14 protein-coding genes are annotated in these 14,812 nt (G+C 71.4%); 4 read left to right on the top strand and 10 right to left on the bottom strand.

All coding sequences use genetic code 11. The features are described from left to right. Positions 1-28: 28 nt before the first annotated feature. From ABD332_RS09090 to pdxH, 8 genes are all read right to left on the bottom strand, one after another. The gene (locus tag ABD332_RS09090) at positions 29-1,348 is read right to left on the bottom strand and encodes an ABC transporter ATP-binding protein (protein WP_344501340.1); all 1,320 of its coding nucleotides are present in this window, start codon (positions 1,346-1,348) and stop codon (positions 29-31) included. A 165-nt stretch (positions 1,349-1,513) separates the two neighbouring features. After that, positions 1,514-2,386 carry a DUF4230 domain-containing protein gene (locus tag ABD332_RS09085; RefSeq protein WP_344501339.1) on the bottom strand — a complete coding sequence of 291 codons (873 nt, stop codon included), beginning with the start codon at positions 2,384-2,386 and terminating at the stop codon, positions 1,514-1,516. Positions 2,387-2,454: 68 nt separating this feature from the next. Continuing rightward, positions 2,455-3,615 (bottom strand): acyl-CoA dehydrogenase family protein, encoded by a 1,161-nt coding sequence (locus tag ABD332_RS09080; RefSeq protein WP_344501462.1) that lies wholly within the window; start codon positions 3,613-3,615, stop codon positions 2,455-2,457. 842 nt (positions 3,616-4,457) lie between these two features. Further along, positions 4,458-4,748, bottom strand: coding sequence for a type II toxin-antitoxin system VapB family antitoxin (locus ABD332_RS09075; protein ID WP_033364898.1), 291 nt, complete (start codon positions 4,746-4,748; stop codon positions 4,458-4,460). A 67-nt stretch (positions 4,749-4,815) separates the two neighbouring features. After that, positions 4,816-5,421, bottom strand: a complete 606-nt coding sequence (locus ABD332_RS09070) for a nitroreductase family protein (protein ID WP_344501338.1) — start codon at positions 5,419-5,421, stop codon at positions 4,816-4,818. Next, positions 5,408-6,346 (bottom strand): aldose 1-epimerase family protein, encoded by a 939-nt coding sequence (locus tag ABD332_RS09065; protein ID WP_344501337.1) that lies wholly within the window; start codon positions 6,344-6,346, stop codon positions 5,408-5,410. The genes ABD332_RS09070 and ABD332_RS09065 overlap by 14 nt, the downstream gene beginning before the upstream one ends. Before the next feature lie 16 nt (positions 6,347-6,362). Next, positions 6,363-7,598: an MFS transporter gene (locus tag ABD332_RS09060; protein ID WP_344501336.1), complete on the bottom strand. Its 1,236-nt coding sequence runs from the start codon at positions 7,596-7,598 to the stop codon at positions 6,363-6,365. Next, positions 7,595-8,194 carry a pyridoxamine 5'-phosphate oxidase gene (pdxH, locus tag ABD332_RS09055; RefSeq protein ID WP_344501335.1) on the bottom strand — a complete coding sequence of 200 codons (600 nt, stop codon included), beginning with the start codon at positions 8,192-8,194 and terminating at the stop codon, positions 7,595-7,597. The genes ABD332_RS09060 and pdxH overlap by 4 nt, the downstream gene beginning before the upstream one ends. Before the next feature lie 203 nt (positions 8,195-8,397). On the opposite strand from pdxH, the gene ABD332_RS09050 reads away from it, so the two are divergent. From ABD332_RS09050 to ABD332_RS09035, 4 genes are all read left to right on the top strand, one after another. Next, a complete protein-coding gene (locus ABD332_RS09050; protein ID WP_344501334.1) occupies positions 8,398-9,495 on the top strand; it encodes a citrate synthase 2 in 1,098 nt (365 codons plus the stop codon). A 129-nt stretch (positions 9,496-9,624) separates the two neighbouring features. Further along, the gene (gene serC / locus ABD332_RS09045) at positions 9,625-10,743 is read left to right on the top strand and encodes a phosphoserine transaminase (RefSeq protein ID WP_344501333.1); all 1,119 of its coding nucleotides are present in this window, start codon (positions 9,625-9,627) and stop codon (positions 10,741-10,743) included. Between the two features lie 160 nt (positions 10,744-10,903). Next, positions 10,904-12,019 carry a septation protein SepH gene (gene sepH, locus ABD332_RS09040; protein ID WP_344501332.1) on the top strand — a complete coding sequence of 372 codons (1,116 nt, stop codon included), beginning with the start codon at positions 10,904-10,906 and terminating at the stop codon, positions 12,017-12,019. Between the two features lie 24 nt (positions 12,020-12,043). Continuing rightward, the gene (locus ABD332_RS09035) at positions 12,044-13,030 is read left to right on the top strand and encodes an aldo/keto reductase (RefSeq protein ID WP_344501331.1); all 987 of its coding nucleotides are present in this window, start codon (positions 12,044-12,046) and stop codon (positions 13,028-13,030) included. Positions 13,031-13,034: 4 nt separating this feature from the next. Here the strand turns inward: ABD332_RS09035 and thpR are convergent, their stop codons facing one another. Both thpR and ABD332_RS09025 read right to left on the bottom strand, forming a co-directional pair. Beyond that, positions 13,035-13,592: an RNA 2',3'-cyclic phosphodiesterase gene (thpR, locus tag ABD332_RS09030; RefSeq protein WP_344501330.1), complete on the bottom strand. Its 558-nt coding sequence runs from the start codon at positions 13,590-13,592 to the stop codon at positions 13,035-13,037. After that, complete coding sequence (locus ABD332_RS09025) at positions 13,589-14,137, bottom strand: hypothetical protein (RefSeq protein WP_344501329.1); 549 nt, start codon at positions 14,135-14,137, stop codon at positions 13,589-13,591. The genes thpR and ABD332_RS09025 overlap by 4 nt, the downstream gene beginning before the upstream one ends. Positions 14,138-14,812 lie beyond the last annotated feature (675 nt).

Here is a 14,812-nt window from a genome sequence, read left to right as displayed (position 1 = left end):
TCGCCGCAGGCTAGAGCAGCCGCGTCACTCAGCGCCACCCCACATCGATGCGTTGTCCCCTTTCATCGAAAAAGTGCAGCGCTTCCATGCGCACAGCGACGGTCAGTGGGTGACCGTGCGTGACCGCCGGGTACGGCGCGAGGCGCACCGCGAGCTCCGCCGGGCGACGGTGGTGCCGGCCCGGGTCGCTCAGGACGCTGTCGCGCTGGGGGGCGCGCCGCCCGTTGCGGCCGCCGCCGGCGCCGACCAGCTCCAGGTCCTCCGAGCCGCCGCGGCCGGTGAGCTTGCCGACGAAGCGCTTGAGCCCGCCGCCGTTGATCGGGATGTCGGTCGGCGGCGCGCCGATCTCGTCGACGATCACCGCGGTCGCGCCGATGTCCAGGAACGCGAGCGACTCGTGGCCGTGGTGCTCCAGGTACCGGATGCGCCCGCGCAGCACGTCGCCGCCGGTCGTGTCCGGCACCGGGGTCAGCGCTTCGGCCCGCACGCCGATGACGATCCGCTCGCCGTGGAAGTGCGCGACCTGGCGCGAGCGCAGATCGTTCCACGGCAGGTGGAGCACCTGGTCACCCATGTGCAGCGCGATGTGGCGGTCGAGGTGCACGTAGACCTCGGCCTCCAGCAGGTTCATCCGGGGGCTGCCCAGGAACGCGGCGACGTAGAGCGTGGCGGGCCGGCCGTACACCTGCGTCGGCGTCCCGACGTCCTGCAGGACGCCCTTGCGCAGGATCGCGACCCGGTCCGCCATCGTGAGCGCCTCGGCCTGGTCGTGGGTGACGTAGATGGTGGTGACACCCAGCTCACGCACGAGACCGGAGATCTCCGCCCGCAGCTCCGCCCGCAGGCCGCTGTCCAGGTTGGACAGCGGCTCGTCCATGAGGAAGAGCTTCGGGCGGCGCACGATGGCACGGCCCATCGCGACCCGCTGGCGCTGGCCACCGGACAGCTGCCCGGGCTTGCGGGCCAGCACGTCACCGATGCCCAGCGCGCTGGCCACCTCGGCGACCTGCTCGGCGCGCGGCTCCGGCTCCACCCCCGACAGCCGCAGGGGGAAGCCGATGTTCTCCCCGACGGTCATGTGCGGATAGAGCGCGAAGTCCTGGAAGACCATGGCGACCCCACGCTCGCGCGGCGGGAGATCGTTGGCGAGGTCGCCGTCGAGCATGATCGCACCGGAGGTGGGGTCCTCCAGGCCCGCGACCATGCGCAACAAGGTCGACTTGCCGCAGCCGCTGGGACCGAGGAGCACCATGAACTCGCCCTGTCCCACGTCAAGGTTCACTCGGTCGACGGCCACCGTGCCGTCGGCGAAGACCTTCATCACATCTTTGAGTGCGACGGTAGCCACCGTCACCTCCACCCCGAGTCAGCAGTGCAATTCGCGGATAACTCAGTCACCCCGAGTCAAGTACTGTGACGAGGGGCACGCAAGTTGGTCCATCGGGTAAATGACCAGTGTTCAGCGTGTTACCACACAACTACTGGTAGGAAAGTTGGCAGTGACGGCCGCCGCTCACGACGCGGGGAAGTTTACGGTCACCGACGTGTACCCGAGAGCCCCGAGGAACTGCTGCAGCATCTTCCTGGTGTTCTCCTCGGCCCGCTTGCTGAGACCGGCCTCCTTGGCGGCCGTGCCGATCTTCTCCTCGGCGAGCTTGTAGACCTCCTGCAGCCGGTTCGGGTCCGACTTGAAAGCGTCCGCCAGCCGGTTGAACAGCCCGCGGTCCTCCTGGTAGACGTAGCTGCGGTCGTTGTTGATCCGCACCGGCCGCAGCTGCGGCGCCGGCAGCGTGATCTCGACCGTCCGCCGGTCGTCGGACTCCTTCACCGCGCCCTGGCCGATCCCGGCGAAGTCGACGTAGACCTCCACCGACCCGGCGGCCACGAACAGGATCCGCTCGTTGAGCAGGAAGTCCGGGATGTACTTGCGGTCCTTCTGCACGTCGACGATGACCTCGAAGTTGCCCTCGGCCGCCACGTACTGGCTCAGGTCCTGCACGGACTTGAGCAGCGCGGGGCCGCTGCGGTCGGTCTGCTCCTTCGCGAACGGGTTCTTCAGGTCCGGGAACAGGCCGATCGTCTTCGCGCCCAGCACCAGCGCGACGACCAGCCCGATCGTCGCCACCAGCCAGAACAGGCCCCGCATCGCCCCGCCGCCGGCCTTGACCGGCACGACGATCGGCGCGTCCCGCTCATCGCGCCCACGCGGGTCGACCGGTTCGCCGATCTTCGGCGACCAGCCCTTGCCCTTCCCGGTGGTCGGCGCGTCGTCAGCGGGCCCGGACGCGATCGCGGGGTATTCGGAGGTCTTCGGGTCCGACCCGCGCCGTTGCGTCGGCACGTCGTCCGAGTCGTCGGGGGTCACGGTTTCGTCGTTGCGGGCCATGCTGACTCCTCCGGGAGGATCTTCTTGCTATCACGGTAGAGGGGTCCGCAAAGGGCCGCGAATCGATCTCAGCCGAACGCCGCCAGCCCGGTCAGCTTCTGCCCGATGACCAGCTGATGGATCTCCGACGTCCCCTCGTACGTGAGGACCGTCTCCAGGTTGGCCGCGTGCCGCATGACCGGATACTCGGCGCTGATGCCGTTGGCGCCGAGCACGGTCCGGCACTGCCGGGCGATCGCGAGCGCCTCCCGCACGTTGTTCAGCTTGCCGACGCTGACCTGCTCCGGCTTGAGCACCCCGGCGTCGGCCCGGCGCCCCAGGTGCACCGCCAGCAGGTACCCCTTCTGCAGCTCGACGGCCGCGTCGGCGAACTTCGCCTGGGTCAGCTGGAACCCGGCGATCGGCCGGCCGAACTGCTCCCGCGCCCCCGCGTAGTCCAGCGCGGTGTGCAGGCAGTCACGGGCCGCCCCGAGCGCGCCCCACACGATGCCGTACCGCGCCTCGGTCAGGCACGACAGCGGCGCCTTCAGGCCCTTCGCGTCCGGCAGCAGCGCCTCCCCGGGCAGCCGCACCCCGTCCAGCACGATCTCGCCCGTACACGAGGCCCGCAGCGACAACTTGTGCTTGACCTCGCGCGCCGTCACCCCCGGCGTGTCCATCGGCACCACGAACCCGCTGATCCCCGCCTCGGTCCGCGCCCACACCACCGCCACGTCGGCGACCGGCGCGTTGGTGATCCACATCTTGGTGCCGTCGAGAATCCAGTCGTCGCCGTCCCGCCGGGCGCGGGTGGTCATCGCGCCCGGGTCGGATCCGTGGTCGGGCTCGGTCAGCCCGAAGCAGCCGATCAGGTCGCCCGCGGCCATGCCGGGCAGCCAGCGGTCCTTGTGCTCGTCGGAGCCGTACTTCCAGATCGCGAACATCGCCAGCGAACCCTGGACGCTGACCAGGCTCCGGACACCCGAGTCGCCGGCCTCCAGCTCCAGACACGCCAGCCCGTACGCGACGGCACTGGCCCCGGCACACCCATACCCGCTCAGGTGCATGCCGAGCAGCCCGATGGACGCGAACTCCTTGGCGAGGTCCCGGACGGGCACCTGCCCGCGCTCGTACCAGCCGGCCACGTTGGGCCGCACGTGGTCGTCGACGACCCGCCGCACCACGGCCCGGATCGCCAGCTCCTCCTCCGAGTGCAGCGCGTCAACGTCCAGCAGGTCCAGAGGCCGCATCGTCATAACTAACACTGTAAGTCAGCCGCCACCTCTCCCGCCCAGACGCCGCCCAACCCCCCAAACCACCCCACCCGACAGCACTCGCCACCCAACTCGCCGGCCGACCCCCACCGCCCAATTCCCTCCTTGGATCACAGAGCGACCGGCGGAACACCCGGGCGGACACGACGCTCAACACAGCCGACGTGATCCAAGTCGCCAGGCGGCTACCCCAACAACCAGTCCCATCCTTGGATCACAGCACGCGCGGCGGTCACCCCGCCCGGCACGAGACTCGACGCGGCCGGCATGATCCAAGTCGCCAGGCGGCCACCCCGACGACCAGTCCCGTCCTTGGATCACAGCACGGACGGCGGGTCACCCGGGCAGGCACGAGACTCGACGCCGCGGGCGTGATCCAAGTCGCCAGGCGGCCACCCCCGCGACCAGATCCGTCCTTGGATCACGGGCGAACGGCGGAACACCCAGGCGGACACGAGGCTCGGCGCGGCCCGGCGTGATCCAAGTCGCCAGGCGGCTGCCCCGACGACCAGTTCCATCCTTGGATCACAGCACGGGAGCCGGACCGCCGAGCGGACACGAGGCTCGGCGCGGCGGGCGTGATCCAAGTCGTCAGGTGGCTGCTCGGGCGACCGGACTCGTCCTTGGATCACGGGCCTTGCATGTGGGAGGAAGGCAAGCCGGGGGGCCGTTCTGCAGCGGTCAACCCCGCGGACCGGCCGCGTCGGTGGGGCGTGCGAAACAGCAGGACGCGAACGTGCAGAGGCGGAGACGGCCTCTCGAAGGCGACCGTCTCCGACCCTTGGCACCGAAGGCCCGCCCGCACCGGGGCGCGGGTCTCAGGCCTGGAGGACCCGTGCGTGGATCGAGGTGCGTTGCTGCAGCGCCGCGCGTAACGCGCGGTGCAGGCCGTCCTCCAGATACAGCCCGTTCTCCCACTGGACCACGTGCGGGAACAGGTCGCCGTAGAACGTGGAGTCCTCGGCGAGGAGCTTGTCGAGCGCCAGCTCCCGCTTGGTGGTGATGAGCTGGTCGAGCCGCACCGGGCGCGGCGGGATCTCGGACCACTGTTTCAGCGTCAGCCCATGTTCCGGATAAGGCCGACCGTCGCGGACCGCCTTGAAGATCATGAACGTCTCACCCCCCTGACCGTGTCAGGGTACCGACTAGGTGCGACAGAATCGCCGCCGAGCGTGTTCAAGACCCCCAGCGGCCGCGGTGCGTGACGGTGCCGGACTCGCGGCGGCCCCGTTTGAGTGACGGCGACTTCACGTCCGGAGCCCGGTAGCCGATGGTCATCGCGCCGATCGGGGTGTACTCGGGAGGCACCCCGAACGCCGCCCGGTAGGCCGCGTCGGAGGCGGGCGGGATGCCGAAGAAGCACGCGCCCAGGCCCTCGTCGACGGCGCCCAGCAGCACCAGCAGGCTCGCCATCCCGGTGTCGATGTGCCAGTAGGGCACCGGCCAGCGGGCCTCGTCGCGGTCGGTCCAGCCCTTGTCGGGCTCGGCGTACCGCGAGAGGTAGGCGTCGCGGTGGCTGTGCGGCACGACGATCACCGGCGCCTGGCTCATCCCGTCCAGCCACGAGGTCGTGGCCGTGTCGGGCGGGGAGGTCGCCGCCCAGAACCTGGCCCGGTCCTCGTCGGAGGTCAGGACCAGGAACTCCCAGCCCTGCGAGAACCCCGCCGAGGGGGCGTGCGTCGCGTACCCCAGCAGCTTGTCGATCACGGCCGGGTCCACCGGCCGCGACGCGTCGTAGTTTCGGACCATCCGCCGCCGGCGGATCGCCTCAGACAGTTCCACGGATCCCCCAAACCCCGTGCCAGGACGCTCCCGGCTCCAGGGTCACCACATCACGCCCGGACCGGAACGCGTCAGGGGGGCAGGTCATCGGCTCGATGGCGAGCGCCTTGCGCAGCCGATCGGCGGGAAGCGTGTCGGAGGAGTACACCTGCCACCAGCCGAACGACGAGTCGGCCCAGACCGTGACGCCGCGGCCGTCGGGGGCGGTGACCGTGACCTGCGAGCCGCCGTCGGCGTCGGGGACCACCTCGCCGAACGCCGTGTCCAGGATGGTGCCGCCGAGCCGGCGGCCGTCGAGGAAGTCGTACTCGCTGCCGGCGACCCGGGCGGCGCCGATCGGCAGGAGACGCGCGTCGACGAGCAGGCGGCTGCGGGCCGGGACCTTCAGGGTGAGGTCGTCGACCGCGACGCCCGGCACCAGCACGTACGGGTGGGCGGCCAGCCCGAACGGCGCGTCCTCGGCGCCGACGTTGGTCACCTCGTGCTCGGCCCGCAGGCCGCCCTCGCCGACCGACCAGGTCGTGCGCAGGCGCAGCGGCCACTGGTACCCCGGCTGCGGCACCAGGTCGTGCTCGACGGTCACACTGTCGGGCGCGGCGTCGACGAGCCGCCAGCGGACCCAGTTGACCAGGCCGTGGATGGCATTGTGACGCTCGGGCTCGGTCAGCGGCAGCTGCAGGTGGTCGCCGCCGAACGCGTACTGCCCGTCGCGGATGCGGTTGGGCCACGGGGCGAGGACCTGGCCGGCGCAGCCGACCGCGTGCTCCCCCTCGGCGTAGCCGGCGACGACGTCGGCGCCGTCGACGGTGTAACTGCGCACGCCACCGCCGACCTCGACGATGACGGCCTCATGGCCGCCCGAGGCGATCGTCCACTGTGTACCGGAAGGGGCGTGCGAGAGCTGCGCGGCGGCGGCGGTGTCCATGGCCGCGACAATATCGTCAGTCCGACCGGTCGGTGTACCGAAGCAGGACGGGAAATGTCAGGCCCAGGAGGACGGCCACCGCGGCGGCCGCGATCCCGCCGCTGACCCAGGAGAACGTGGCGCCGGTCGCGTCGGCCATCGAGCCGGCCCGAAGGTCACCCAGACGTGGACCTCCTGCGACGACGGCGAAGAACACGCCCTGCAGCCGCCCGCGCATCTCGTCGGGGGCGCTGAGGAGCACCGTCTGCCGGTACACCCCGCTGATCATGTCCGCCGCACCGGCCAGCGCCATGAAAGCTACACACGCCCACAGCCACGGGACCGCGCCGGCGGCCGCGACCGCGAGCCCCCAGCCGACGACGGCGAGCACGAGCGCGACGCCCTGCCGGTGCACGCGGCCGATCCAGCCGGACGTGAGACCGGCGAGCGTCGAACCGATGGCGATCGACGCGTACAGCCAGCCCAGCGACGCCGGGCCGTAGCGCTGATCGGCGACGACGGGGAACAGCGCTTTCGGCATCGCGAGGACCATCGCGGCGATGTCGATCGCGAACGTCAGCAGGATCACTTTCGAGCCGGCGAGGAACCGCAGGCCGTCGCGGATGTCCCGCAGCCCGCCCGTGGTCTTCGCGACCCCGGCCGGCGGCAGGGCCGGCAACCGCAGGGCCGCCCACAGGACGATCGTGAAGAGGACGGCGTCGACGGCGTACGCGACGGCGAAGTCGGCGTTGGCGATGACCAGACCCGCGCCGACCGGGCCGAAGATCGAGGAGACGCTGGAGGCGGTGAAGCTCAGCGTGTTGGCCGAGGCGACCTCGCCCTCGTCGATCAGCGCCGGGATGATCGCCTGCCGGACGGGGCTGTTGACGCCGAACGCCGCGGACTGCGCCGCGATCAGCGCGAGCATCAGATAGGCGTTGTCCACGTGCAGGACCGCCTGCGCGAGCAGTCCGAGCGTCGTCAGCCACATGAGGGTCGAGCTGGTCAGCAGCACCTTGCGCCGGTCGAACGCGTCCGCGATCGCGCCGCCCCAGATCGAGAACACGATCAGCGGCACCAGGCCGACGAAGCTGGCGATGCCGACCCACAGGGCCGACTTGGTGATCTCGTACACCTGCACCGGCACGGCGACGGCTGTGAACTGGACGCCGAAGAAGGACACCGCGTTGCCCACGAACAGCCGCCGGTAGGCCACGTGCCGCAGCGGCCGGACGTCGATCACGTGCTTGCGCAGGGCCTCCTGCACGCTCAAGGCGCGAGCCGTTCGACCTTGCCGCCGGTGTACCGGAGGCGGTCGTGCAACCGGCTGGGGCGGCCCTGCCAGAACTCGACCTCGTCGGGGCTGACCCGGTAGCCGCCCCAGTGCGGGGGTGCCGTCAGCGGGCCCTCGGCGGCCTCGACCGACGCGACCAACGCCTCCAGCTCGTCGCGGGATCCGATGACCCGCGATTGTGGACTTGCCCACGCCCCGACCTGGGCACCGTGGGGGCGGATCGCGAAGTACTCCTCGGTCTCCTCGCGGGACACCTTCTCGACCGCGCCGATGACGATGACCTGGCGGTGCAGGGGGTACCACGGGAACACCAGGGAGGCCCGCGGGTTGGCCGCGATGTCGTGGCCCTTGCGCGACTCGTAGTTGGTGAAGAAGGTGAATCCGCGCTGGTCATAGCCCTTGAGGAGCACCGTCCGCGCGCTCGGCCGCCCGCTGCCGTCGGCGGTCGCCAGCAGCATCGCGTTGGGCTCGGGAAGGCCCGCCTCGACCGCGTCGGCGAACCAGGTGGCGAACTGCTCCAGCCACGTCCCGGCGAGTCCTTGCTCGGTCAGCTCGCCGCTGTACTCGTTTCTCATCCGCGACAAATCTTGCGGCGATGTGCTGGGTCTCACGCTCACATCCTTCCTCCGACGGTCGCAAATGCGTGAAGATGTGTCACGGAAGACACATTGAGCCCCCGTTCAGTCGGCGCTGGCACCCCACCGGGGCGAAGATGACAAAAGGGAACACCGGCGGGTAACAAACCTAGTCAGACACCCCAGACCAGCAGGAGTGCGAGATGTCCGATTTCAAGCCGGGACTCGAGGGCGTCATCGCCTTCGAATCCGAGATCGCGGAGCCCGACAAGGAAGGCGGCGCGCTGCGCTATCGCGGCGTCGACATCGAGGATCTCATCGGCCAGGTGTCGTTCGGCAACGTTTGGGCGCTCCTGGTCGACGGCAAGTTCGGCCCCGGCCTGCCGCCGGCCGAGCCGTTCCCGGTGCCCGTGCACTCCGGTGACATCCGGGTCGACGTGCAGTCCGCGGTGGCCATGCTCGCCCCCTACTGGGGCCTCGGCCAGCTGCTGGACATCGAGACCACGCAGGCGCGCGAGGACCTCGCCCGGGTCAGCGTCACCGCCCTGTCGTTCGTCGCGCAGGCCGCCCGCGGCCTGGGCCTGCCGGCCGTGCCGCAGAAGGAGATCGACAAGGCCGACACGATCGTCGAGCGGTTCATGCGCCGCTGGCGGGGCGAGCCCGACCCGCGGCACGTCAAGGCCGTCGACGCCTACTTCATCTCCGCCGCCGAGCACGGCATGAACGCCTCCACGTTCACCACCCGGGTCGTCGCCTCCACCGGTGCCGACGCCGCGGCCTGCATCTCCTCCGGCATCGGCGCGCTCTCCGGCCCGCTGCACGGCGGCGCGCCGTCGCGCGTGCTGGGCATGATCGAGGCCGTGGAGCGCAGCGGCGACGCCGAGGGCTACGTGAAGGGCGTCCTCGACCGCGGCGAGCGGCTCATGGGCTTCGGCCACCGCGTCTACCGTGCCGAGGACCCGCGCGCCCGCGTGCTGCGCCGCACCGCCAAGGAGCTCGGCGCGCCGCGCTTCGAGATCGCCGAGGCCCTGGAGAAGGCGGCCCTCGCCGAGCTGCACGCCCGCCGCCCCGACCGGGTCCTCGCCACCAACGTCGAGTTCTGGTCCGCGGTCGTCCTCGACTTCGCCGAGGTCCCCGCGCACATGTTCACGTCGATGTTCACCTGCGCCCGGGTCGCCGGCTGGAGCGCGCACATCCTCGAGCAGAAGGAGCTGGGCCGCCTGGTCCGGCCGTCCGCGACGTACGTCGGCCCCGGCCCGCGCAAGCCGCAGGACGTCGAGGGCTGGTCCAACGTGGCGTGACGCGCCGCGCGTCCGGTGTGACGCGCGTCGCCCTCGATGCTGAATCGACCTGGATCGCGGCGGCGGAGGTGGCAGGATTCGCGGGGTACCCGTACCTGCCCGCCCGCCGCCGCATCCCGGAGTACCCACATGGTCGACATCCGCATTCCCGATGAGCTGAAGCCCGCCGACGGCCGCTTCGGTTCAGGCCCGAGCAAGGTCCGGCCCGAGGCCGTGCAGGCCCTCGCCGGTGTCGCGACCTCGTACCTCGGCACCAGCCACCGGCAGAAGACCGTCCGCGACGAGGTCGCCCGCCTCCGCCGTGGCTTCGCCGAGCTCTTCAGCATCCCCGACGGCTATGAGGTCGTCCTGGGCAACGGCGGCAGCACCGCGTTCTGGGAGATCGCGGTCTTCGGCCTGATCCGCGACCGTGCGCAGTTCGCGAGCTTCGGCGAGTTCGGCGCGAAGTTCGGCAGCGCCGCGAAGAAGGCGCCGTTCATCGGCGACCCGACGATCGTGAAGGCCGACCCGGGCACCGCCGCGTTCCTGCGCGCCGAGGCCGGCGTCGACACGTACTGCTCCCCGCAGAACGAGACCTCGACGGGCGTCTCCGTGCCGGTCCAGCGCGTCGACGGCGCCGACGAGGGCGCGCTGGTGCTGACCGACGCCACCTCGGGCGCCGGCGGCCTCGAGGTCAACGTGTCGCAGACCGACGTCTACTACTTCGCCCCGCAGAAGTGCTTCGGCTCCGACGGCGGCCTGTGGATCGCGATCATGTCGCCGGCCGCGATCGCCCGGGTCGCGGAGATCAAGGAGTCCGGCCGGTACATCCCCGACTTCTTCGACCTCCAGACGGCGATCGACAACTCGCGCCTCGAGCAGACCTACAACACGCCGGCACTGTCGACGATCTTCCTCACCGCCGAGCAGGTCGACTGGATGCTGGCCGGTGGCGGCCTGTCGTTCGCGACCAAGCGCAGCGCCGAGTCGGCGTCCATCCTGTACGGCTGGGCCGAGCGCTCGCCGGTCGCGACGCCGTTCGTCGCCGACGCCTCGGTCCGCTCCAACGTCGTCGGCACCATCGACTTCGACGAGTCCGTCGACGCGACGGCGCTGGCCAAGGTGTTGCGCGCCAACGGGATCGTGGACACCGACCCCTACCGCAAGCTCGGCCGCAACCAGCTCCGGATCGCGATGTTCCCGACCGTCGACCCCGCCGACATCGAGGCGCTGACGGCGTCCATCGATTACGTCATCGAGCGACTTTAGTTTGTGTGTACGAATGCCCGCCGCCTGTTTGCTGAGGTGGCGGGCGTTCCTGTTTGCTTTCTGTCGGCGCGGCACACTTCGTTCCAGCTAGGGTTACGCGTACTGTGACCGAGTGGTGCCGGGAAAGTCGGCGCCGATGCGGGTGGGACGGAGGCACGCTATGCGGCCTGTGCGATTCGTCGCCCTCTCCGAGGACGGCCAAGCGTTCGTCCTCGCCGATGAGGTCGGCCGACTGCTCGCGCTCCCGATCGACGACCGGGTCCAGAGCGCGCTGCGCCCCGACCAGAGCCATGCGACCGCGACGATGGAGACCGCCGCCTCGCAGCTCGCGCCGCGCGACATCCAGGCCCGCATCCGCTCCGGCGAGTCCGCCGAGGAGGTCGCCCGGGTCGCCGGCGTCCCCGTCGACCGCGTCCTGCGCTATGCCGGCCCCGTCCTGCAGGAGCGGGCGATGCTCGCGCAGCACGCCCGCCGCACCCGGCTGAAGACGTCCGACAAGGGCTCCTCGCTCGCCGAGGTCGTCGACGCGCGCCTCGGCCAGCACGGCATCGACACCGAGAAGATCTCCTGGGACGCGTACCGGCGCGAGGACGGCACCTGGCGGATCACCGCCACGTGGCCGAGCGGCAAGGCGACCGCGCAGGCCGTGTGGGAGCTCGACAAGGCCCGCCAGCAGGTCGCCCCGCACGACGACATGGCGCAGTACCTGTGCACCGAGCGCGCCCCGCACGTGCTGGGCCAGGAGCCGCCGGCGCCGGACCGCGCCCTGCCGAGCCGCGGCGAGACCAGCCGCGGCGACCTCGGCGTGCGCCCCGACCCGCTGCGGCACGGCAGCGGCGGGCACGACCTGATCCGCCCGTCCAACGTCCAGCCGTCGACCGTCCAGCCGGAGCGCCGCGGCCGCGGGCTGGGCGCGCTCACCAACGACCCGATCCGGGCCGGGCGGGACGCGCTGCTCGCGTCGCTCGACCGTCCGCTGGGCGCCGCTCCCGGCTCCTCCGAGGAGCCGGCCGCGCCCGCCCCGGTCGCGCAGGGTGAGAACCGGGCCCGCGGCGCCGCCGCGCTGATCGGCCGCTCCCCGTTCGACGACGACAGCGACCAGAGCAAGGAGATCCCGGCGGTGCCGTCGCTCGCCGTGCTCCGCCCGCGCCGCAACACGCCCTCGGCCGCCTCTCCCGAGCAGCCGGCCACCGCGGAGAAGCCGCGCAAGCGCCTGCCGAGCTGGGACGACGTGCTGTTCGGCGGGGCGCCTTCCGCCGCTCGGGAAACCAGCTGAGGTTTGCGGGATAGGTTGGTGGTCATGGAGTACACCAACCTCGGGCGGACCGGCCTCTCGGTCAGCCGCCTGTGCCTGGGCACCATGAACTTCGGGCCACAGACCACCGAGCCTGACAGCTTCGCGATCATGGACCGGGCCCTGGACCACGGCATCAACTTCTTCGACACCGCCAACGTCTACGGGTGGAAGCTCGGCGAGGGCGTCACCGAGCAGATCATCGGCCGCTGGATCGCCCAGGGCGGCGGCCGGCGCGAGAAGGTCGTCCTCGCCACCAAGGTCTACGGCAAGATGCAGGAGTGGCCCAACGGTCAGGGCCTCTCCGCGCGCCACATCATCGCCGAGGCCGATGCGTCGCTCAAGCGTCTCCAGACCGACTACATCGACCTGTACCAGATGCACCACATCTCCCGCAGCACGCCGTGGGAGGAGATCTGGCAGGCGATGGAGGTGCTCGTCGCCCAGGGCAAGGTCCTCTACGTCGGCTCGTCCAACTTCGCGGGCTGGCACATCGCCCAGGCCCAGGAGTCGGCGCAGCGCAGGCACTTCCTCGGCCTGGTCGCCGAGCAGTGCATCTACAACCTCATGGCCCGCACGGTGGAGCTGGAGGTGCTGCCGGCCGCCCGCCAGTACGGGCTGGGCGTCATCCCCTGGTCGCCGCTGCACGGCGGCCTGCTCAGCGGCGCCATCGCGAAGGCCGCCGCGGGCTCCGCCGGCCGGTCCTCAGAAGGCCGCGCCGCCGAAGGCCTGGAGAAGCACCGCGCCGCGATCGAGGCCTACGAGAAGCTCGCCGCCTCGCTCGGCGTGGACCCGTCCAACCTGGCCCTCGCGTGGCTCCTGGCCCAGGACGGCGTCACCGCCCCGATCATCGGCCCGCGCACCGTCGAGCAGCTCGACTCGACGCTCGGCGCCCTGTCGCTCCCGCTGGACGAGGCGACGCTGCAGCGGCTCGACGAGCTCTTCCCGCCCGTCGGCAACGGCGGCCCCGGCCCGGAAGCCTGGGCCTGGTAAAGCTTCACGTGTCCCGGGCCGTGGCCAGCACCTCGTAGGTGGGCCGCGGCCCGAGTTCGCTCTTCATCAGCCGTACGTCGTCCGCGTGCCACTGCGGCCCCTGATACCCGTGCAGCGTCTCCAGGTCGCTCTCCAGCTCCCCCGCGGGCAACCGGTCCCCGGGCCGGGCGATCGTGACGTGCGGCTGCAGCGGCCGCCGGTCGAACGGCAGCCTGCGCTTCTTCAGCTGCCGGCGCACCGCGTCGCCGAGCGGCTGCACCTCCCCGTCGACCTTCGCGACCAGCGTGGTGAACTTCCCCCGCCCGAACCTGCCACCCCCGGCGATCCGCACCACCGGCCCCGGCCCCTGCTCCCGCAGCCCATGGACCAGCTCGACCGCGTCGTCCTTACGCTCGTCCTCGACCTCACCGAGGAACGCGAGGGTCAGGTGCCACTGCCCGGCCGGCACGAGCCTCACGGAGCGCCCCTCCGGCATCGGCCTGGCCACGTTGAGCCCGCCGACCATCCCCGCGAAGTGCCGCTCGACCTCCGCCGGCAGGTACGCCGCGATGAACAACCTCACCGCTGCCCGGTTTTCGTGTCGCGCAACGCCAGCCCCGCCCGCTGCAGCTCACCCTCGACCCGCAACCGCTCGACCTCCAGATCGACCCCGCTCACCTCGCCAAGGTACTGGTCGACCCCCAACTGTCCGCACGCGACCCGCAACGCTTCGTCATAGGCCCGCTGCACCGCGTTGAACCACACGGGCGACCTGGTCGCCACTCCCATCCGCAGCCTGTTGAGCCGGCGCAGGTCCCCTGCCAGCTGCTCGATCGGCGGCCCCGCCGGCGCCGGCGGGCTCTCCGCGGCCACCGTGTGCAGCACCCGCCCCGCCCAGCTCAGGTGCCACCACCGCCGCACCCGCCCGTCCTGCCACCCGGGCCTGCCCGCCTTCCGGACGAGCACCTTCCTGATCCCCCGACCGATCCCCCGACCGCCCCGCTTGACCGCCCGCACCCCGCGCTCCAGCATCTCGTCCGCGGAGATGAGCAGCAGGCACACCAGACACGGCGCCACGGCGATCAGCCCGATGGCACCGACGACCAGCAGGCCGTGCAGCACGCCCACACTCCGAGGCTAAGCCCCCGCAGACAGCGACCGCCACCGATCAACCCAACTTCGGCACCGACTCGCAACCATCCGCGCCCCACTTCCGCCAGCCCCCGCCCCCGACGAAACCGGGGCGGTCCGGTGGCACCCCTCGTCGCCACCGGACCGCCCCGCCGAGACCGTGCTGCCGTCCGGCCCTCGATCATCCCCACCCCCGTCAACCCTCACCCCGGCAGCCCGCCCCGCCACCGCGCTGACTCCTCCAGCGCCGCAGCGCCCGGCGGATGCCGGCAGGTCTGTGTCCGTGCCGCTGCCGGCTTCCTTGTGAGGCATCGCTGACCAGCGAATCCGGGCGCCGGGCTCGGACCCGTGGTCCTCGTGGTCCGGCTTGATCGAAGTGGTCGCTCCGGGCGCTGCCGTGACCGCATCTCACCCGGACGCGATGCCGCACGACGGCGCCTTCGCTGCTCGATCGGCCGCCCCCGTCGGTCGGCCGATCTCGCCCCACCAGCAACCGCAACCTGCTGCCGCCCGCACGCTCCCTTCTGAATCAACCGTCCCGACTGCCACGCCCTGCCCCACGACACCAGCGCGCCGGGGTAGTCCGAAGCCCCCGCGGCCGGCCGTGGCACGGAAGCCCGCAGTCCGACGCCCGACCTCCGAGTCAGGTGGCCAGACCCCCGTGATCCGCCC

The sequence above is a fragment of the Dactylosporangium maewongense genome, from assembly GCF_039531485.1.
GTDB lineage: Bacteria > Actinomycetota > Actinomycetes > Mycobacteriales > Micromonosporaceae > Dactylosporangium > Dactylosporangium maewongense.
This window is presented reverse-complemented; position numbering and strand designations above follow the sequence as displayed.